Raw genomic sequence first — 19,132 nt, 5'->3', positions numbered from 1 at the left:
GAAAAAATTTGCACACCTGTATTTTCCGTTGCAATAATTTGCACAACCCCTATGTTACCACGTTTTGATCTCTTGACAAAATATTTTTTCGATTGGACAATAAAGGAAAACATATCGTAAAGGGGTTTTCTGAATATGAGCCGGCTTGTTGCGCTTTTGATTCTGGTCCTCCCCGGCGCTGTCGCGGCGCTCGGCATTAAGCTGATGAGAGATGCATTATTCGGGCATGTGTTTTCCCCGTTTCCGTCCCTTTTTCTTCAGGGGGCGGCCGGATTGGCGTTTTTTTTGTTCGGCCTTTATGTTCTGGCCGGGTTTATTTTGTACAGAGATCGGAAACGCAATCAAGTCAGCCCGCGGTTCAGGAAAAAAAAGCTGTAAAAAAAGCCCTTGCAAAAAAAGGGCTTTTTCAGTCGTCCGGCAGTATCGTTTTGGCAATGGATTGATCCAGTTCTTCATAGTCATCGTAAGCGATCGTTTCATATAATTCTTTTCTCGTCTGCATATCTGAAAGCCCCTCTTTTTGCGAGCCTTCTTCTTTCAGAAGGCGGAAAATACGCTCAAAAGCCTTGGCCGCCGTTCTGAGTGACGTGACCGGGTAAATGACCATCTGACAGCCCATATCGGAAAATTCATCAGCACTGTAATACGGCGTTTTTCCGAATTCAGTCATGTTTGCGAGAATCGGCACACTGATTTGTTTGGAAAACGCTCTGAATTCACTTTCGGATTGGAGCGCTTCCGGAAAAACAGCGTCAGCACCCGCTTTTATATAAGCGGACGCCCTTGTTAATGCCCCCTCCAGCCCTTCCTGCTGTCTGGCGTCTGTTCTCGCAACAACAAGAAGGGTCGGCGCGGCCCGCTTGACCGCTTGGATTTTTTGCGCCATTTCTTCAATCGGCACGAGCTGCTTCCCATTCAGATGTCCGCATTTTTTCGGCAGGCGCTGATCCTCCATCTGGACGGCGGCCGCGCGCGCTTCATACATTTCTTTCGCCGTCCGGGCGGCATTCAGCACTCCTCCGAAACCCGTGTCAATATCGACAAGGACGGGCAGATCAGACGAGCGGACCAGATCTTTAACCCGTTCAGCCATTTCCGCCGACGTGATGATCCCTAAATCGGGCAGCCCTCTGCTCGCCGTGTAAGCCGCGCCTGATAAATAAAGAGCCGAAAACCCCGTTTTCTTGGCGATAAGAGCGGCCATCGCATCGTGAGCGCCGGGGATCTGCAATAGATCCGGCGCTGCCATCAGCGTACGGAACCGCTCTGCAAGCTCCTCTTGAGACGACTGCTCGCTGACGATCCACGTCATGTTTGTCACCCTCCTATTTTATACGAGAAATAAGTCCATAAATTCACTAACGCTGAGCTTCTGCATTCGGCCGCTATGTTCGCAGGCCTCTTCGATTTTTCGCTGCTGCTTCAATGAAAAATGAGTGCTGATGTTTGCTGAAAACTTGGCAAGAATCTTCGGAACGGCTTCTTTTCTGCGGAACCGGTGTCCGAGCGGGTATTCACATTCAATCCGTCCCGTAGCCGTGCCGTCTGTAAAATGCACCTGTACGGCATTTGATATGGATCGCTTATTCGGGTCTAAGTAATCTTTTGAGTACGCTTTGTGTTCCGTCACCTCCATTTTGCTCCGCAATGTATCAATTCGCGGGTCAGACGCCGTTTCCTCTTCATAATGATCCGCCGTGATATCTCCGAAAAGCAGCCCGATTGCTGTAATATACTGGAGGCAGTGATCCCGGTCAGCCGGATTGTGAAGCGGCCCTTTTTTATCGATAATCCGGATTGCCGACTCATGGGTCATAATCGTGATCCTATCAATGTCTTCAATGCGGTCTTTCACCTCCGGATGAAGCCGGACCGCGCATTCCGCCGCTGTCTGGGCGTGAAATTCAGCCGGGTAGGATACTTTAAATAAAACATTCTCCATCACATAGGACCCAAGCGGGCGGGCAAGCTTCATTTCCTGCCGGTTAAACAGTACGTCTTGAAATCCCCACCCAGATGCAGTCAGGGCCGTCGGGTACCCCATTTCACCTTTTTGCGCCATAAGGGCCAAATATACGCCTCTGCTCGTCGCGTCGCCGGCCGCCCATGATTTGCGTGATCCGGTGTTCGGCGCATGACGATACGTTCTGAGGCTTGAATTATCAATCCAAGCGTGAGATACGGCGTTATTGATTTCCTCTCTTGAGCCGCCCAGCATTTGTGCGCAAACAGCCGCAGTCGCCACTTTCACAAACAGCACATGGTCAAGCCCCACTCTGTTTAAGCTGTTTTCCAAAGCGAGAATTCCTTGAATTTCGTGCGCTTTGATCATTGCGCAAAGCACATCGCGCACGGTAAGCGGTTCTTTCCCTTCTGAAATCCGCACTCTGGATATATAATCCGCACAAGCCAATATGCCTCCGAGATTGTCAGACGGATGACCCCATTCCGCAGCAAGCCACGTATCATTATAATCGAGCCACCTGTTGATACAGCCGATATTAAAAGCAGCCGTGACCGGGTCTAAAACAAAAGGCGTGCCCGGGACTCTGCTGCCGTTGGGCACGAAGGTTCCCGGGACAATCGGGCCGAGCAGCTTTGTACATTCGGGATAGCTGAGCGCCAAAATTCCGCAGCCTATCGTATCAAGAAGCACATGTCCTGCCGTAGTGAATGCTTCTGAACTGTCAATCTCCTGATGGAGCAAGTAGTCAGAAATCTCTTCGATTACAGCGTCCATTCGGCGGGGTTCTGTCATGTTTTCATCTTCCTTTCTCATCTGTTTACAGACGCGCTCCGGTGTAGCGGACACGCGGGCGGAAAAGCCGGTTTCGGCTGTGCTGTTCAATAACGTGGGCGCACAGTCCGACCGTCCGTGCGCTGAAGAATATAGGCGTGTACAGCGGGATCGGGATGCCGAGCATGTAATAGACCGGCGCTGCGTAGTAATCTAAATTCGGATAAAGGCCTTTTTTCTCCCTCATGACGGTTTCGCCGGCTTCACACATATTATAAAGACGGAAATCACCTGAAAGATCAGACAGCTTTTTTAACGCTTCTTTCATCATGAGCGCCCTCGGGTCCATTTTTTTCATGTAGACACGGTGGCCGAAGCCCATGATTTTTTCTTTGTTTGCGAGTTTTTGAGTTAATAATTGTGTAAACCCGTCTGTATCCTTCGCTTCTTCAAGCATGTACATAACCGCTTCGTTCGCGCCGCCGTGAAGGTTTCCTTTAAGCGAGGCGACGGCTCCGGTCAGCGCGCCGTAAATATCCGATTGCGTCGAAGCAATGACACGGGCCGTAAACGTTGAGTTCGGCAATTCATGCTCACTGTATAAAAGAAGCGACCGGTCGAAGATTTCTTCTTCCAAAGATGACGGCGTTTTTCCGGTAATCATATATAAAAAGTTTGCGCTGTATGATAAGGTTCCGACCGGCGCCAAAGGCTCCAGCCCGTTGATGACTCGATAGCTGTTGACCGTCAGATTCGGCATTTTGCCTATCAGTCCGCGTACGCGGTGCTGATTTACGGAAGATGAACGGTCATCGATGTCCTTGTCAAAGCCTCCAAGGGCGGACAAACCCGTCCTCAGTCCGTCCATCGGGTGAGTATGTTCGGGCAGCAGACGGCATATGTGCAAGATTTCCTCGGGAAGATGTCCGCCGCGCCGAACGTCTTCTTCAAGCGCCGCCTTCTCTTTCGCATCAGGAAGTCTGTCTTCCAATAAGAGATGAACAATGTCCATATAGCCGGCCGTTTTAGAAAGCTCAATCAGATCGTGGCCTTTGATTAAAATACTGCCCTGCTGTGTATCCAGGAAAGAAATCCCCGTTTCCACCGCAATGACGCCATCTAAACCGGGAGAATAAGATTCCATGGTTTCGCTCCTTTGCGCACTTTTTATTGAAGAAGATACTTAGAAATAATCAGCCTTTGAATCTCATTGGTTCCTTCATAGATTTGCGTGACTTTCGCATCCCGAAATAAACGCTCCGCGGGATATTCTTTCATATAGCCGTAGCCGCCGTGAATCTGCACAGCCTCCACCGCCGCTTTCATCGCCGCATCGGACGCGAATTGCTTCGCCATAGATGCTTCTTTTCCGCACGGAAGCCCTCGCTGATACAGATCAGCAGCATGATAGACCAATAATTTGGCAGCTTCCGCATTCGTCGCCATGTCAGATAATTTAAATGAAACGGCCTGATTCGAAGCGATGGGTCTGCCGAACTGGCTGCGGGTTTTGGCGTACTCCACCGAGCAGCCGAGCGCCGCTTCGATAATCCCGAGCGCCTGAGCCGCTATGCCGATCCGTCCGACGTCAAGGTTTTTCATGGCGATTGAAAAGCCTTCGCCCTCTTCGCCGAGCCGGTTTTCAATCGGAATTTCCGCTTGGTCAAACTGCAATTCGACAGTATTGGAACCTAACAATCCGAGCTTTTTTTCTTTTTTTCCGACAGAAAAACCGGGTGTGTTTTTTTCAACGATAAACGCGGAAATCCCCTTTCTCCCCTTACCCGGATACCGATGTGTGGACGGATAAAATGACGCCGACGGCCGCGCTGACTTTTGATATTTCATGAATCGCTAAAATGTAAGATGTTGTATCAGCACCCGCCCCGCCGTAAGCTTCCGGGACGGGAATGCCCATCAATCCCGCTTCGCCCATTTTTTTAATCAGCCGCTCCGGAAATTCATCTGTTGATTCCATGAGCTCAACCACCGGCGCGATTTCCTTGCGGGCAAAATCACGCACCATTTTTCTCATCATGATGTGCTCTTCTGTAAAATGCATGGCTGCCGTCTCCCCTCATGATCTTTACGTCATCTGCCGTACTCATAAAAACCGCGCCCGCTTTTTTTGCCGAGCCAGCCGGCGCTGACATATTTTCTGAGCAGAGGGCATGGGCGGTATTTCGGATCTCCGAGCCCCGCATAGAGAACCTCCATAATGGAAAGGCACGTATCCAGCCCGATGAAGTCAGCTAATGTTAAAGGACCCATCGGGTGCCGCATGCCGAGCTTCATCACCGCATCAATCGCTTCCTTTGAAGCTGCTCCTTCGTAAAGGCAATAAACGGCTTCGTTAATCATCGGCATTAATATGCGATTAGATATAAAGCCCGGGAAGTCATTGACTTCGACAGGGGTTTTATTCATCCGGACGGCAAGCTTCTTTACTGTTTCCGCTGTTTCTTCCGATGTGGCGAGTCCTCTGATGACTTCGACAAGCTCCATGACAGGAACCGGATTCATAAAATGCATGCCGATTACTTTTTCAGGCCTTTTTGTGGCCGCGGCAAGCTCCGTAATGGGAAGAGAAGACGTATTGCTTGCCAATACGGCATGCGGGGGACAGATTTTATCAAGTGTGTCAAACAATTCCGCTTTTGCTTTTTTGTTTTCGGCAATGGCTTCAATTACAAAATCAGCATCTCCCGCTTCTGTGAGCTCTGCCGGAGAAATACGGCTGAAAACGGCATCTGTCTCCTGCTGTGACTTCCGTCCTTTTGCCTGCTCTTTCTCCAGGTTTGCCTTTATGCGGTGAAGACCCTTTTTTACCGTTTCCGGCTCCCAATCGTATAACTTGACGGCAAACCCGGCTTCTGCAGCCGTCTGAGCGATGCCTGCTCCCATCTGACCGGCACCTGCGACCATGATTGTTTTCATCTTCATCCGGCGCTCCCTCCTTTGATCAGTACACCTCCAGCAGGACGGCATCTCCTTGAGCCGCTCCGCTGCATATAGCCGCTATGCCTAAACCTCCTCCGCGACGCTTTAATTCGTATATTAAACTCATGATGATTCTCGCTCCGCTTGCGCCGATCGGGTGGCCGAACGCAATCGCCCCTCCGTTTACATTCACTTTTTCCCGGCTGAACCCGGCTATTTTTTCACTCACGAGCACGACGGACGCAAATGCTTCATTTACTTCAAACAAATCAATATCGTCAACGGACAGTCCGGTTTTTTTCAAGAGCCGGCTGATGGCCTCTCCCGGCGCGCTTGCCAGCTCGGACGCTTCCAGTCCGACTGACGCAAAGCCAAGTATCGCTGCGAGCGGCCTGACATGCTGCTTTGCGGCTTTTTCCTCTGACATCAGCACAAATGCTCCGGCCCCGTCATTTACACCTGGAGCGTTTCCGGCTGTAACCGTTCCGTCGGCTGTAAAAATTGGCTTGAGCGCTGCGAGCTGCTCAAGGCTTGTATCAGGGCGCAGCCCCTCATCCGCTTCAACAGTATGCTGTTTGCCTTTTTTGCCGGTCCAGGTGACAGGGACAATTTCTTCACGCAATTTGCCCGCTTCAGACGCCTCTGCCGCACGTTTCTGGCTCAAAAGAGCGTAATGATCCTGTTCATCCCGGGAAATGCCGTACTTTTTGGCCGCAGTGCTTCCGTGGACAGCCATATGCACCTGGTCGAACGCACAGGTCAGCCCGTCATGAACCATTAAATCCTGAAACACCCCGTCCCCCATCCTCACACCCCAGCGGCCGGCCGGAATGGCGTACGGAATGTTGCTCATGCTTTCCATTCCGCCTGCAATCAGCACGTCCGCATCTTTCGCCCGGATCATTTGATCACAGATGGTAACGGCCCTGAGCCCTGATGCACAGACCTTATTAATGGTTTCAGCCGGAACGGACCATGGAAGCCCGGCATATCTTGCAGCCTGTCGTGCCGGAATCTGCCCGGCACCCGCCTGGACGACCATTCCCATCACCGCTCCTTCCGCTTCGCTTTCACTGATAGCGGCGCGCTTGATTGCTTCTTTTATGGCAATGCCGCCAAGCTCGGCTGCCTTTACTTCTTTTAATGCGCCGCCGAATTTTCCGAACGGCGTTCTTGCCGCACTGACGATAACCGTTTTTCCCACAATTTTGCCTCACTTTCAATAAGATAAAAGATAACGCTTACACAAAACGCCCTGTTACAATATATGAACCGGCTGACCGAGTTATGATTGCACCGCCTTTTTCCCGCCCATAAAAAAAGAAGACTGTCTGAACAGTCTTCTCAGCTGCGGCATTCTTCTTTTATAGAAACAGCCAGCTTTGGATAATCGGTAAAAATCGCGTCTGCTCCCGCTTTCATCAGCTGCTTCATATCCTCAGGACGATTGACGGTGAACGGACGGAGCGCTGCTTGGTGTTTTGCAAGATGTTTGATCACTTCAGCGCTCACCGCCGGCGTACCGAGCTTCGGATGATAACCCGAAGCGGGAATGGCTGCAAGATACCGTTCAGGCCGGTACAGCACATCCATTGTCAGCACCGCCCGTTCAATTTCAGGCGCCAGGGCGTGGCAAACCGCGAGACTCTCATGATTAAATGAAGAAAAAATAACGCGCTTTTCCAGTCCGTAATATCTGACTTTTTTAATCACTTCTTCTTCCATTCCTTCGTAACGGAATACACTGTTTTTCAGCTCAATGTTTATCAGAAAATCAGCACGTTCCGCAAAACGCAGCACATCTGACAAAAGCGGAATTCTGACACCTTTAAAAGCATCTTTCCATTTTCCGGCGGCATCGGCGGTTCTGATTTTGTCATACGCCGTATCTTTCACAAATCCTTTCAAAGACGTCGTGCGGTCGAGGGTTTCATCGTGAATGACCACGATGCGGCCGTCTTTTGTCATCTGTACATCAAGTTCAATTCCGTCAGCCCCGTCCTCAATCGCTTTTTTGAACGCGGGCATCGTATTTTCCGGGCAGTCGCCCGACGCCCCCCGGTGGGCAAAAATATTCGTCATATGTGTCACCTCAGGTGTTTGTCATCGGTTTTCTCTATTATAATCGTTATGCACATAAGGAGGGCGCTATTTACACATATTTTATAATTACCGGCCGCTGTAATAGGTTTCGATTCCGTTTACAACGGCGTCCGCGGCGTGCTCTTGTCCGTTATCGCTTTTCAGCTTGTCCGCATCTTGAGGATTTGTGATAAAACCTAATTCAGCCAGCACACTCGGCATCTTTGAATATGTAATGACATAAAAAGGAGCTTCTTTTACGCCTCTGTCCTTCATCCCTAAAGACGTGACAAGCTGCTGCTGGATGTCGGAAGCAAGCCTTTCGCTGTCTGCGCCTTCATATGTCGAATTAAAATACGTTTCCGTGCCCGATGCCGTTGAGACGGCTGAATTCGTATGGAGGCTGACGAATAAATCGGATTGGCTGGCGCTTGCTTTCGCCACCCGCTCGTCCAAACGTAAAAAAGTATCGTCAGTCCTTGAAGCTACAGGTTTTGCGCCTTCTGTCTCCAATTTGGCGATCACCTTGTTTGACACCGCTAAATTGATGTTTTTCTCAAGCAGTCCATTTCCGCCGGCCCCGCTGTCTTCTCCGCCATGTCCGGCATCGATATAAATGGTTTTCCCTTGCAAAGGTTCAGCTGCATAAGCAGACGGCGCAAGCAGAAGCAGAGCGGCACCGAAGGCAGCAGCGCTTTTTGTCAGTAAACCCACGTTTTTTTCCTCCCCGTTTTCACATATCTGTTTCTTTTTTCAGTTCCTCAAGCCGTAATTGTCCGTTGCTCTCTTTTTTATAGGTGATTTGCACCGCCGTATGTTCAGGCAGAGACTGACATTCAAACCGCTTGGCGAAAGGCACCTTCACCTCTTGCCTTTCTCCGTCAATTTCGACCGCGATTGTATCGTTTCCGGCCGCTTTTATAAATGTTCCTTCCTGTGTAAATGACGGCGCCGCATCAGCCTCCGCGGTATACTCGCAGCCTGATAACAGCCATGCGGTGAAGATCAGAAGTATGACAGACTTCACACAGATCACCTCACGTTTTCTCATTCGGCTTTATCTTTGAACAGAATGGCCGATTTGTAAAGGGAGCCTTCATTCCTCCAGCGCTTTTCCATATTTGGAATGAAGGCTATCTGACCTGCTGTTTACCTGAACTTAGAAAGAAAACAAGCTGATCAGTCTATGAAAAAGGTTCTGTCTGAAGGCCGAATATGCAGAATTTAACGGAAACGGACGACTTTCTGTTCATTTTGAAAAAATATCAGATCGGCAAAAAAAGAGAGCCGCGTCATGCGCTCTCCCGAATAGAAACATTCATATTTATTTTGAGCTTTTCATAAAATGAACGGGACAACTTAAAAGAGCAGCGTATTGGCGGCAATGATGAGAATAATCACTCCGCTCAGCACCGTGCTGAACTGTCCGACGTGAAAAGAACCGATGCGCAATGATGCGGCTTTTTTTCCAAGCGAGCAGCCGATCCATATGGTCAAAAAGCTTCCGACCGCCGCAGTGATGGAAATGGCAGCGGGAGAAAGTCCGATCAACCCCGCGCTTAATCCGTTGGTCAGCGCATTTGCGGATACGGCCACCCCGAGAACCATGGATTCCAATATACCGATTTCTCCCGAACCGTCGGCATCCGCTGCCTCCGGATTTTGCAGCAGACCGGCAAAACGGCCTTTTTTTCCTGACGCGCCAACACGCGCTGTTTTTCTCGGCACAGCCAGCAGAATGATGCGGATACCGATGACAGATAAAATAAACGCCGCCAGCAATACAGGAAGAAAGCCCGGTAAAACGGCTGAAATCCATTTGCCGAAATAAATTCCGATATAACTGAATACAAAACAGATAAAAGCGATCATCATATTCGACGCATGCGATATTTTGATTTTTCTGATGCCGTATGACATCCCCACTCCTAAATTATCAATGCTCGAGGACACTGCCAAACCTAAAATCAATAACCAAGCCATGTTCGTTTCTCTCCATTCTTTGATGTCTTTTCAACATGTTGTGCCGTTGAATCTACACTATCCTATTCAGCAGCACAGAAAAGGTACCTTTTCTGCAAAAATTATTGATTAATGATCATCATTCCGGCGGAAACGAGGTGACACCCTTGACAGAAAATAAAAATAAGACACTGGGGCCCCTTTTAAAATCACTGCTTGATAAGCACTCGCTCTCCATGAGAAAACTCGGCGCCTTAACAAACATTGATACGGCCACCATCTCCCGGATTATAAACGGCAAGCAGAAGGCCAATTTAAAGCATCTTCAGGAATTTTCAAAACATCTCCGCACCCCGCTGGAGGAATTGCTTGAGGCGTCAGGCATAGACATCGGCCATGAAAAAGAAGCTGCGCCGCAAGACCCGATGCACGCGATTCAGGATATGCTGAATATGGCCGAGATGTTTGATCAGCCTTTTTCCCGGGAGCAAATTGAACGCGAACTGACCAGATATGAACAATATGCCAAAACCCAGCAGGGCCATCGCCTGATTTGCGATGAGTTTCAAAAGAAAATGGACAATGAAGAAAGCGTCGGCCCTTTTATTGATCATTTGAAAAACATGCATCATCAGTATATGGATGAATCAACACCGGCTGAAGACCGCGCGATTCTCGGGAGCGCGCTGCTGTATTATATTTTAGCGACCGACGTCATTCCGGATTACATGTTTCCGATCGGCTACCTGGATGACGCCATCGCCGTTCAAATCGCTTTGAACCGGCTGAAAAAAAAGTAAAGGCGCTTAAAAAAGCGCCCTTTTTGTGTTGAAAAATATGAAACACCGCATTACGGTTTTGTCAAAACAGAGACAGCTGTCATATGATACATCAACCTAACAAAAAGGAGGGTGTCTTCTATGGACAGCAACACAGTTGTGGCAGTGTGCGCTCTGTTAAGTGTTGTGATTCAGATCGGAACGATATTCGCCGCAGGAAAGTGGAAAAAAGAATAAATAAAAACAAATTGACGGTTTTTTCGCACAAGCGTATGCTTATAAATAACCTTGTAAAAGATAAGAAAGAAGATATGCATATGAAAAAAATCATTCTCCTCTTCGCCGCCGCTGTCATATTCAGCTCGATCGGCCATCAAATTTCAGGAGGATATAAAGATCCTGAAAAGGAACGGAGAAAACCGTTTCATTCGTTTAAATGGTTCAGCCGGTCATAACCTCAGGAAGAAGAACAAGCAAAATAATTGCACACAATTAAAACATAAGCTAGAATACGGACGAGTTAAACTCCTAAGGAAGAAGGCGAAATGATGAAGCAAACTTATAAACCGCTGTTTGAACCTTTTACGTTCGAAAGCGGCGTCACCATACCAAACCGTATTTCAGTCGCACCCATGACACACTATTCATCAAATGATGACGGAACGATTTCCGACCGTGAATTAAGCTACATTACTCCCCGTTCAAAAGAAATGGGCATGGTCATTACGGCATGTGCAAACGTAACGCCAGACGGCAAAGCGTTTCCAGGCCAGCCCGGCATCTATGATGATTCTCACATTCCCGGCTTGAAAAAACTCGCTCAGGCGATCCAGTCTCAAGGAGCGAAAGCCGTTGTGCAGATTCACCACGGAGGATTGGAATGCCCTCCTGAACTCGTGCCAAACAACGACGTCGTCAGTCCGAGCGGCTCAGAAGAAGACGGGAGACAAACGTCCCGGGCTCTCACCGAACAAGAAATTGAGCACATCGTGAAAGCATTCGGCGAAGCGACACGCAGAGCGATTGAAGCCGGCTTTGACGGTGTTGAAATTCACGGGGCAAACGGGTACCTGATTCACCAATTTTATTCACCGAAAACAAACCGGCGCACAGACCGCTGGGGCGGAAGCGATGAAAAGCGCCTTGCGTTCCCGCTTGCAGTCGTTAACGCTGTCAAACAGGCAATTGATACACACGCTGAAAATCCATTCGTTCTCGGCTACCGCCTGTCACCGGAAGAGCCGGAAACACCGGGGCTTACAATGAAAGAAACATTCATGCTCGCCGACGCGCTTGCGGAAGAGAACTTGGATTATCTGCATATTTCACTGATGGATGTCAATTCCAAAGCCCGCCGCGGGGCGGATACTTCACGGACCCGGATGGATTTATTAAACGAACGCGTCGGCCATAAAGTGCCGCTGATGGCCGTCGGTTCCATCTATACCGCGGACGAAGCGCTTGCCGTATTAGAAAGCGGAATTCCGCTGGTGGCTCTGGGACGTGTCATTTTGATTAACCCCGAATGGGCGGTGCTGGTCAAAGAAGGCCGCGAACAGGAAATCGAAAAAGCCATTCAAGCATCTGAAATTGAGAAATACCGACTTCCTGAACCGTTATGGGAAATGATTCAGAATACAGGCGGCTGGGTGCCGTTTGAAAAGTAGACTAAAAAAACTGCCGGATGTCCGGCAGTTTTTTTGATTCACAAGTTTTTACCGCTTTGTTTACTCCTATTTCTAACACACAGCGTACATATAGTAAATAGATTAATAGAAAGGAGACCGTATATGATGGCTGGTTTTCCTATTACGATTAACAGTCTTTCCGGAAACGGGGTTGTCAATGTCGGCGGTGCGTTTTCGATAAGTCCTTTAACCGTATCAAAAACCGTCTACGGCTCAGGAGGGGGAAATACAGGGTTGGTCCTGCAAATGAATCAATCCAGTACATCTCAATCTTCAAGCTCTCAATACTCTGATCAAAATGTAACGAAAACACTATGACATCCCCATTTCCCTCCCTTTCCGGCTGGCAGCAGCCGGATTCTTTTTGCCGTTTTGTTTAATCTTATTCCATATCACAGCGTACATATAGTTAGTAGACTGTGAGAGAAAGGAGAAAAAATAGAATGAGCGGTTGCCCGATTACGATAAACAACGTATCAGGAAACGGAGTTGTCAATGTTGGCGGCGCCATATCCATCAGTCCGCTGACTGCATCAAAAACCGTTTTCGGTGCCGGAGGGGGAAATATCGGCATTGTCATTCAAAACAATGCTGTGAGCCACACCAAAATGTTTGAACATCAATTTTCAGATCAGAATATTGTAAAGTCAATTTAAGGGCTGACAAGCAGCCCTTTCAGCATAAATAAAGCAGGCTCACTGATTTCCCGAAAACTAGATTTTTAAACATCAGCGATCACCTTTCCATGTTTTGAATGATTTCAGTTCAAGATGAATAGAATGCAGATTGAAAGCATGAGTACTGAATCTCATTAAGGAAAGAAGGAATCGTGATGAAAAAACTTTGCCGGGAAGTTTGGATTGAAGTTGACCTTGATGCGATAAAAAAGAATGTACGGGCGATCCGCCGCCATATTCCGAATACGTCTAAAATTATGGCCGTCGTAAAAGCGAACGCTTATGGCCACGGGTCTGTGGAAGTAGCGCGGCAGGCACTGGAAAGCGGGGCGAGCGAGCTCGCTGTCGCCAGCGTCGAAGAGGGAATTGTGTTACGGAGAGCGGGAATTACGGCGCCTATTCTTGTGCTCGGCTTCACAGCTCTCAGCTGTGTGAAAAAATCTGCCGTTTGGAACATAACATTATCAGCGTTTCAGGTCAGCTGGATCAAAAAAGCGAATCGGATATTGGAAAAAGAAGCAGATTCGAAACGGCTGTCCATTCATATCAATGTGGATACCGGAATGGGCCGGCTGGGTGTGCGTACGGAAGAAGACCTTTTAGCAGTGGTGAAAGCGCTCAAGTCGAGTACATACCTGTCATGGGATGGCATCTTTACACATTTTTCAACAGCGGATGAACCGGACACTGAGCTGACGATGCTGCAGCATGAAAAGTTTATCAGCTTTCTCAGCTTTTTAAAAAATCAAGACATTACGCTGCCTACCGTGCATATGTGCAATACAGCCGCCGCTATCGCCTTCCCGGAATTCAGCGCCGACATGATCCGTTTAGGCATTGGGTTATATGGTTTATATCCGTCCGCCTCGATAAAGGAACTGAACCTCGTGGATCTCACACCCGCGCTAAGTTTAAAGGCGCGTATCGCTTATGTGAAAGCTATGGTGACAGATCCCCGGACCGTCAGTTATGGCGCCACATATATCGCCGAACCGGGTGAAATCATCGCGACGATTCCGATCGGCTATGCTGACGGTTACTCCCGCGCCCTGTCCAACCGCGGGTTTATTCTTCACCGCGGCAGACGGGTGCCGGTGGCGGGGAGAGTGACAATGGATATGATCATGGTCAGTTTAGGTGAGAATGAGGGCAAACAAGGAGAAGAAGTCGTCATCTACGGTAAACAACAAGGAGCCGAGATTTCCGTTGATGAAATTGCCGAAATGCTCGGTACGATCAGCTACGAAGTCCTATCTGTGTTAAGCCGCCGCGTCCCCCGCTTTTATTTCAGAGACGGCAAAATCATTAAAATATCAGCTCCGGTATTATACGTGTAGACGTCATAGATCCCGCTTTTATGTATAAAACAAGTACCGGCGTGGGTGATTCCCATTCTTTTCGTCAGCAAAATTTCAAAACGCCTTCTCTTCCGCGTTCATGCACGGAATAGAAGGCGCGAAAAAGACATTTAGCGAAAAGCTTTGTTACGAAGCTTTATGCTCCAATCTCAGCTTGTCAGCAACCATCGCGATGAATTCTGAATTGGTTGGTTTTGCTTTTGTCATGCTTACCGTATATCCGAACAGTGAAGAAATGGAATCAATATTTCCCCTGCTCCATGCGACTTCAATGGCGTGGCGGATGGCCCGTTCTACACGGCTTGCGGTCGTGTTGAATTTTTTGGCGATGTCGGGATAAAGGACTTTTGTGATGCTGCCGAGGAGTTCAATATCGTTATACACCATGGAAATGGCTTCACGCAAATAAAGATAGCCTTTGATATGGGCAGGCACACCGATCTCATGGATAATGCTTGTAATGCTGGCATCGAGATTTTTCCGCTTCGGCTCCGGCTGGCTGCGGATAATGCTGCTTTGCGCGGACGGCGCACGGTGTGTGACACTGCTGACATTTCCGCTTACCTGGCGGATATGGCCGACAAGGTTTTCCATATCAAACGGCTTCAGGATGAAATAGGACGCGCCTAAATCGACGGCTTTTTTCGTAACGTCTTCCTGACCGAATGCCGTCAGCATGATGACGTTCGGCTGCTTCTCGAGCTCTGATTCCCGCAGACGCTCCAAAACCGCAAGTCCGTCCAGATGCGGCATGATAATGTCTAAAACGAGCACATCGGGATTCTTATCTTTAAACAAAGAAAGACATTCCTGTCCGTTATAAGCAACGCCGATCACTTCCATATCATCCTGTCCCTCTATATATTCACTCAACAGGCTTACAAGCTCTCGATTATCATCAGCAACACAAACTTTAATTTTCTCCACGTTTCTTCCTCCCCCAATGTATTAACAGGACGCAACCCATTTGACTGCTACATGTTACATTCGACAAAACCACTACTTCCCCTTTTAAAAAATCCATATTTACCAATAATAGTGGTATATCTTTGTTTTTCTAGCATTTTCTAGGTTTTTCGACTAAAAATTAAGTTTGACAAATCAGGAAACGTGAATTTGTCGAAAAATCTTCATGTCTTATTTTACATGAATCCAGGAAAGAAGTGAAGAACGCATCACATAAAAAAACTGCCGGATCATCCGGCAGTCAGCTTGCTTTGTCTTTCCCGTAAACATCAACACCCGCTTCAGACAGCATCCATTCGATATGAACGCCGTAGCCGCTTGTCGGATCATTGACAAATACGTGGGTTACGGCTCCGACGACCTTTCCGTTCTGGATGATCGGGCTTCCGCTCATCCCCTGAACGATTCCGCCTGTTCTTTTCAGCAGTTTCGGATCTGTCACCTTCAACACCATTCCCTTTGTCGCCGGGAATTTTTGCGGCGTGGTGCTGACGATTTCAATATCAAATTTCTCTACTTTATCGTTTTCAATAACCGTCAGCATTTGCGCAGGTCCTTTTTTTACTTCATTTGACAAAGCAATCGGAAGCGCTTTGTCGGAAATGTTGTTTTTAATCGGCTGATGCAGTGTCCCGAAAATGCCGAACGGGCTGTTGCGGTTAATATCGCCGATCGTTTTCCGTTCTGACGAAAACCTTGCCAGTTTTTCGCCGGGATTGCCTCCTTTTCCTTTTTCAATCGATGTTACAGTTGAACGGACGATTTCTCCGTCTTCTACAACAATCGGTTTTTTTGTATCCATATCAGAGATGACGTGGCCCAATGCGCCGTATTTTTTTGTTTTCGGTTCAAAAAATGTCATGGTGCCGATGCCGGCTGCCGAATCGCGGATATAAAGGCCGATTCGATATTTCCCCTCGGCTTCGTCCTTTGTCGGAATCAGCTTTGTTTTGATTTTTTGCTTATCGCGTTTCACCAATAAATCCAAAGATTCACCGGTTTTGCCCGCTTTTTGAATAAACGGGGCGATATCGCTCATTTTTTCAATTTTATGTCCGTTCATTTTAATAATGATGTCGCCAGATTCAATTCCCGCTTGTTCTCCCGGAGACTTTTTCCCATCCTTTGTCATCACCTGGTGAAAGCCGACGACCAAAACACCGACTGAATGCAGTTTTACACCGATGGACTGTCCGCCCGGAATGACCTTCAATTCTGGAAGGACACGCACTTTCGTTTTTTTAATGGGAAACCCGGCAAGATCATATACTACTTCTGACCGGCCTTGTGTTTGCCCTGTTATGTTTGCATGGCCGTGCTCTTCTTTCAGCGTAAAGGCTTCTGATAATTCGCCCTTTTCAGCGCTTATTGATGCATTGACCGGAACGGCTTGTGTCTGGTTTTCAAAGACGCTCATTTCTGACGGTATCAGTAAATATTCTTTAAATGGCTTAAAAAAGCCTACACTTAGTAAAGAAACAAGGAGAATTACACCTATTGCTTTCCTCATGTTATCGTGCATTCATTCCTTCACTCTCCTCGCTCCTATCCCACACCACTTTCTTTTTCTGCTACATCTATACTTTTGCCTTCCTGCGCTTGATTTATAACCGGCATACGAAGAAAAACATTGGATACACTGTTAGAGAAATGGAACAAAAAAATAAGCTGCCTGTATCAGCAGCTTATCCTGTCGTTTTTACCTGTCCGGCCTGTTTTAAAAGCTCTTGTGCATGCCGTTTTGTCAGATCGGTCACTTCAACGCCCGCAATCATGCGGCCGATTTCCGCTACCTTGTCCTGTTTGGAAAGCGGCGTGACATGCGTTGTCGTCCGGCCGTCTTTGAATTCTTTTGCGATCAGAAGGTGCGTATCCGCCATGGCGGCAACCTGCGGCAGGTGTGTAATGCAGAGCACCTGTGAACCGGTCGATACTTTATGGATTTTTTCCGCGATGGCTTGGGCAACCCGCCCGCTTACACCGGTGTCCACTTCGTCAAAGATGATGGAGGTGACATCCTGCTGGGAAGAAAAAATACTCTTCATCGCCAGCATCACCCGTGAAAGCTCGCCTCCGGAAGCGACCTTTGACAGCGGTTTTAAAGGCTCACCGGTGTTTGTTGAAATTAAAAACTTCACAAGGTCAATCCCCTTTTGGGTAAGCTGCACGGGCTGCCCGTTGACAACCGGTGCTTCACTTGCTGACGGATCGGTTTTCACGAGAAATTCCGTATCAAACGTTGATTTGCCCATATACAGACTTTTTAATTCCTGATGAATCGCTTCCGCCAGTTTCTTAGCCCAAGCTTTTCTGATTTTTGATAAATTGGCGGCTTCTACGGCCACATCTTTGCCGACCGACTCCAGTTCCTTCTTCAGCGCTTCAAGGTGGCTGTCGCGGTTCTCGATTTGATCGATTTCCTCTTCTATTTTGGAGCCGTATTCCAAAATGTCTTCTACCGTCGCTCCGTATTTGCGCTTCAGCTGTTTAATCTCGTTTAAACGGGTTTCAATAAAATTCAGCCGTTCCGGGTCATATTCCAGATCATCTAACAGATTGCGCATCTGAAAGGTGGCATCCTCCAGCAGATAATAGGAACTTGACACGCTTTCTGACAGCTTTTGCAGCGGTTCATTGATATCCGAAATATCTTCAAGCTGGGCAGAGGCCATTCCGACCCAGTCAAGCCCCCCCTGCTCGCTGCGGAGCGCATTATAGGCGTTTTGCAATGATTCATAAATTTTTTCAAAGTTGGATATCTGCTTCCGCTCTTCCTGAAGAAGCTCGTCTTCATTCAATTCAAGCTTCGCCGACTCGATTTCTTCAAGCTGAAATTGAATCAGGTCTAACCGATGCGCCATTTCCTGCTCGCTTTCTGACAGCTTCTTCACTTTTTTGAGCAGCTTCATATAACGCTCATAGCCTTCATGGTAAGCCTGAAGCGCGGATTCGGCCTCAGCGCCCGCAAACCTGTCCAACAGCTCTAAGTGTTTATCGTCCTCCATTAACAGCTGGTTATCATGCTGTCCGTGAATATCTAATAAAAGTCTGCCGATTTCCCTTAAAGCCGCAATCGTCACTAATTTTCCGTTGACACGGCAGACGCTTTTTCCTCCGGCATTGATGTCCCTTCTCATGACAATCATGTCGTCAGATGCGTCTATTCCCTGCTCACGGCATACTTCAAACACGGGATGACCGCTGTCCAATAGAAACAGTCCTTCAAGCTCGGCCTTTGTTTCACCGTAACGGACAAATTCAGACGAGCCGCGGCCGCCGACTAATAGGGAAACGGCGTCTATAATAATTGACTTGCCGGCCCCTGTTTCTCCCGTCAGGACGGTGAGCCCCCGTTCAAACGAAATCGTCAGTTCCTCTATAATGGCAAAGTTTTTTATTGATAGTTCAGCTAACAAACAGCATTCCACCTTTTATCTGATAATTACGCTACAGCAGCTCCAAAAGACGGCTTTGTACGCCTTCTGTATCTTCAGGCGTCCTGCAGATGATTAAAATTGTGTCATCTCCGCAGATCGTGCCCATGATTTCTTCCCATTCGAGATTATCCATCAGAGCGCCGATTGCCTGAGCATTCCCCGGCATCGTTTTTAATACGATCATATGGCTTGCTGAGTCAATTTTTACGAACGCATCCATTAATGAACGCTTCAGTTTTGACAGCGGATTGAACCGCTGATCCGCCGGCAGGCTGTATTTGTAGGAGCCGTTGTTCGTCGGCACCTTTACGAGATGCAGCTCTTTAATGTCTCTGGAGACAGTCGCCTGGGTTACCTTATACCCTTCTTCTCTCAGCATGTCAACTAAGTCATCCTGCGTTTCAATCTCATGGCTTGTAATAAGCTCTCTGATTTTTATATGCCTTTGGCCTTTTGTCATATAAGCACCTCTGTTTTCAAGCTGTTCTTGTCATTATGTTAACCGC

20 protein-coding genes and 1 pseudogene are annotated in these 19,132 nt (G+C 48.1%); 7 read left to right on the top strand and 14 right to left on the bottom strand.

Going from position 1 to position 19,132, the window contains the following annotated elements; all coding sequences use genetic code 11:
• Positions 1-135: 135 nt before the first annotated feature.
• A complete protein-coding gene (locus tag OVA33_RS12975) occupies positions 136-378 on the top strand; it encodes a DUF2627 domain-containing protein (protein ID WP_014418340.1) in 243 nt (80 codons plus the stop codon).
• A 28-nt stretch (positions 379-406) separates the two neighbouring features.
• Here OVA33_RS12975 and prpB read toward each other — a convergent pair whose 3' ends face one another.
• The 10 genes and pseudogenes from prpB to ytaF form a co-directional block, all read right to left on the bottom strand.
• Positions 407-1,312 carry a methylisocitrate lyase gene (gene prpB, locus OVA33_RS12970; protein WP_022552985.1) on the bottom strand — a complete coding sequence of 302 codons (906 nt, stop codon included), beginning with the start codon at positions 1,310-1,312 and terminating at the stop codon, positions 407-409.
• A gap of 18 nt (positions 1,313-1,330) precedes the next feature.
• Positions 1,331-2,758 (bottom strand): bifunctional 2-methylcitrate dehydratase/aconitate hydratase, encoded by a 1,428-nt coding sequence (locus OVA33_RS12965; RefSeq protein ID WP_014418342.1) that lies wholly within the window; start codon positions 2,756-2,758, stop codon positions 1,331-1,333.
• Between the two features lie 25 nt (positions 2,759-2,783).
• The gene (gene mmgD / locus OVA33_RS12960) at positions 2,784-3,881 is read right to left on the bottom strand and encodes a citrate synthase (protein ID WP_007612474.1); all 1,098 of its coding nucleotides are present in this window, start codon (positions 3,879-3,881) and stop codon (positions 2,784-2,786) included.
• A gap of 23 nt (positions 3,882-3,904) precedes the next feature.
• Positions 3,905-4,799: pseudogene (locus OVA33_RS12955) on the bottom strand (acyl-CoA dehydrogenase family protein).
• A gap of 29 nt (positions 4,800-4,828) precedes the next feature.
• Positions 4,829-5,680, bottom strand: coding sequence for a 3-hydroxybutyryl-CoA dehydrogenase (locus tag OVA33_RS12950; protein ID WP_063636706.1), 852 nt, complete (start codon positions 5,678-5,680; stop codon positions 4,829-4,831).
• Positions 5,681-5,699: 19 nt separating this feature from the next.
• Positions 5,700-6,881: an acetyl-CoA C-acetyltransferase gene (locus tag OVA33_RS12945; RefSeq protein ID WP_063636707.1), complete on the bottom strand. Its 1,182-nt coding sequence runs from the start codon at positions 6,879-6,881 to the stop codon at positions 5,700-5,702.
• Between the two features lie 140 nt (positions 6,882-7,021).
• Positions 7,022-7,759, bottom strand: a complete 738-nt coding sequence (locus tag OVA33_RS12940) for a glycerophosphodiester phosphodiesterase (protein WP_015240188.1) — start codon at positions 7,757-7,759, stop codon at positions 7,022-7,024.
• A gap of 87 nt (positions 7,760-7,846) precedes the next feature.
• The gene (locus OVA33_RS12935) at positions 7,847-8,473 is read right to left on the bottom strand and encodes an N-acetylmuramoyl-L-alanine amidase family protein (RefSeq protein WP_017418119.1); all 627 of its coding nucleotides are present in this window, start codon (positions 8,471-8,473) and stop codon (positions 7,847-7,849) included.
• Positions 8,474-8,492: 19 nt separating this feature from the next.
• Complete coding sequence (locus OVA33_RS12930) at positions 8,493-8,810, bottom strand: hypothetical protein (RefSeq protein WP_014721488.1); 318 nt, start codon at positions 8,808-8,810, stop codon at positions 8,493-8,495.
• A gap of 308 nt (positions 8,811-9,118) precedes the next feature.
• Positions 9,119-9,742 (bottom strand): sporulation membrane protein YtaF, encoded by a 624-nt coding sequence (gene ytaF / locus OVA33_RS12925; RefSeq protein WP_007408366.1) that lies wholly within the window; start codon positions 9,740-9,742, stop codon positions 9,119-9,121.
• Positions 9,743-9,888: 146 nt separating this feature from the next.
• On the opposite strand from ytaF, the gene OVA33_RS12920 reads away from it, so the two are divergent.
• The 6 genes from OVA33_RS12920 to alr all read left to right on the top strand — a co-directional run bounded on the left by OVA33_RS12920 (position 9,889) and on the right by alr (position 14,202).
• A complete protein-coding gene (locus tag OVA33_RS12920) occupies positions 9,889-10,521 on the top strand; it encodes a helix-turn-helix domain-containing protein (protein ID WP_014418348.1) in 633 nt (210 codons plus the stop codon).
• A gap of 296 nt (positions 10,522-10,817) precedes the next feature.
• Positions 10,818-10,955 (top strand): hypothetical protein, encoded by a 138-nt coding sequence (locus tag OVA33_RS12915; RefSeq protein WP_014470646.1) that lies wholly within the window; start codon positions 10,818-10,820, stop codon positions 10,953-10,955.
• A 93-nt stretch (positions 10,956-11,048) separates the two neighbouring features.
• Complete coding sequence (locus tag OVA33_RS12910) at positions 11,049-12,167, top strand: NADH-dependent flavin oxidoreductase (RefSeq protein WP_025649857.1); 1,119 nt, start codon at positions 11,049-11,051, stop codon at positions 12,165-12,167.
• A 126-nt stretch (positions 12,168-12,293) separates the two neighbouring features.
• On the top strand, positions 12,294-12,506 hold the full coding sequence (locus OVA33_RS12905) for a spore germination protein (RefSeq protein ID WP_029973891.1): 213 nt from the start codon (positions 12,294-12,296) through the stop codon (positions 12,504-12,506).
• Between the two features lie 125 nt (positions 12,507-12,631).
• The gene (locus OVA33_RS12900; protein ID WP_014418351.1) at positions 12,632-12,844 is read left to right on the top strand and encodes a spore germination protein; all 213 of its coding nucleotides are present in this window, start codon (positions 12,632-12,634) and stop codon (positions 12,842-12,844) included.
• Between the two features lie 176 nt (positions 12,845-13,020).
• Positions 13,021-14,202: an alanine racemase gene (alr, locus tag OVA33_RS12895; protein ID WP_025649856.1), complete on the top strand. Its 1,182-nt coding sequence runs from the start codon at positions 13,021-13,023 to the stop codon at positions 14,200-14,202.
• 147 nt (positions 14,203-14,349) lie between these two features.
• On the opposite strand, the gene spo0A is transcribed toward alr, so the two are convergent.
• The 4 genes from spo0A to ahrC all read right to left on the bottom strand — a co-directional run bounded on the left by spo0A (position 14,350) and on the right by ahrC (position 19,086).
• Complete coding sequence (spo0A, locus tag OVA33_RS12890; RefSeq protein WP_003153177.1) at positions 14,350-15,150, bottom strand: sporulation transcription factor Spo0A; 801 nt, start codon at positions 15,148-15,150, stop codon at positions 14,350-14,352.
• A gap of 280 nt (positions 15,151-15,430) precedes the next feature.
• Positions 15,431-16,711: a SpoIVB peptidase gene (spoIVB, locus tag OVA33_RS12885; RefSeq protein ID WP_007408360.1), complete on the bottom strand. Its 1,281-nt coding sequence runs from the start codon at positions 16,709-16,711 to the stop codon at positions 15,431-15,433.
• Between the two features lie 163 nt (positions 16,712-16,874).
• Positions 16,875-18,605, bottom strand: coding sequence for a DNA repair protein RecN (recN, locus tag OVA33_RS12880; protein WP_007408359.1), 1,731 nt, complete (start codon positions 18,603-18,605; stop codon positions 16,875-16,877).
• Between the two features lie 31 nt (positions 18,606-18,636).
• On the bottom strand, positions 18,637-19,086 hold the full coding sequence (ahrC, locus tag OVA33_RS12875; RefSeq protein WP_003153173.1) for a transcriptional regulator AhrC/ArgR: 450 nt from the start codon (positions 19,084-19,086) through the stop codon (positions 18,637-18,639).
• Positions 19,087-19,132: the final 46 nt, after the last annotated feature.

Origin of the sequence: Bacillus sp. KICET-1, assembly GCF_027721405.1 — a bacterium.
Lineage (GTDB): Bacteria > Bacillota > Bacilli > Bacillales > Bacillaceae > Bacillus > Bacillus velezensis.
Note: the sequence above shows the minus strand (reverse complement) of the source record. Positions and strands in the feature narration are given on the sequence as shown.

Bases quoted from the DNA above. Each gene is read 5' to 3' on its own strand.
- OVA33_RS12905 (WP_029973891.1), top strand. From the start codon at position 12,294: ATGGCTGGTTTTCCTATTACGATTAACAGTCTTTCCGGAAACGGGGTT.
- mmgD (WP_007612474.1), bottom strand. From the start codon at position 3,881: ATGGAATCTTATTCTCCCGGTTTAGATGGCGTCATTGCGGTGGAAACG.
- ytaF (WP_007408366.1), bottom strand. From the start codon at position 9,742: ATGGCTTGGTTATTGATTTTAGGTTTGGCAGTGTCCTCGAGCATTGAT.
- OVA33_RS12940 (WP_015240188.1), bottom strand. From the start codon at position 7,759: ATGACGAATATTTTTGCCCACCGGGGGGCGTCGGGCGACTGCCCGGAA.
- prpB (WP_022552985.1), bottom strand. From the start codon at position 1,312: ATGACGTGGATCGTCAGCGAGCAGTCGTCTCAAGAGGAGCTTGCAGAG.
- ahrC (WP_003153173.1), bottom strand. From the start codon at position 19,086: ATGACAAAAGGCCAAAGGCATATAAAAATCAGAGAGCTTATTACAAGC.
- alr (WP_025649856.1), top strand. From the start codon at position 13,021: ATGAAAAAACTTTGCCGGGAAGTTTGGATTGAAGTTGACCTTGATGCG.
- OVA33_RS12900 (WP_014418351.1), top strand. From the start codon at position 12,632: ATGAGCGGTTGCCCGATTACGATAAACAACGTATCAGGAAACGGAGTT.
- OVA33_RS12950 (WP_063636706.1), bottom strand. From the start codon at position 5,680: ATGAAGATGAAAACAATCATGGTCGCAGGTGCCGGTCAGATGGGAGCA.
- OVA33_RS12965 (WP_014418342.1), bottom strand. From the start codon at position 2,758: ATGACAGAACCCCGCCGAATGGACGCTGTAATCGAAGAGATTTCTGAC.
- OVA33_RS12910 (WP_025649857.1), top strand. From the start codon at position 11,049: ATGAAGCAAACTTATAAACCGCTGTTTGAACCTTTTACGTTCGAAAGC.
- OVA33_RS12915 (WP_014470646.1), top strand. From the start codon at position 10,818: ATGAAAAAAATCATTCTCCTCTTCGCCGCCGCTGTCATATTCAGCTCG.
- spoIVB (WP_007408360.1), bottom strand. From the start codon at position 16,711: ATGCACGATAACATGAGGAAAGCAATAGGTGTAATTCTCCTTGTTTCT.
- OVA33_RS12930 (WP_014721488.1), bottom strand. From the start codon at position 8,810: ATGAGAAAACGTGAGGTGATCTGTGTGAAGTCTGTCATACTTCTGATC.
- OVA33_RS12975 (WP_014418340.1), top strand. From the start codon at position 136: ATGAGCCGGCTTGTTGCGCTTTTGATTCTGGTCCTCCCCGGCGCTGTC.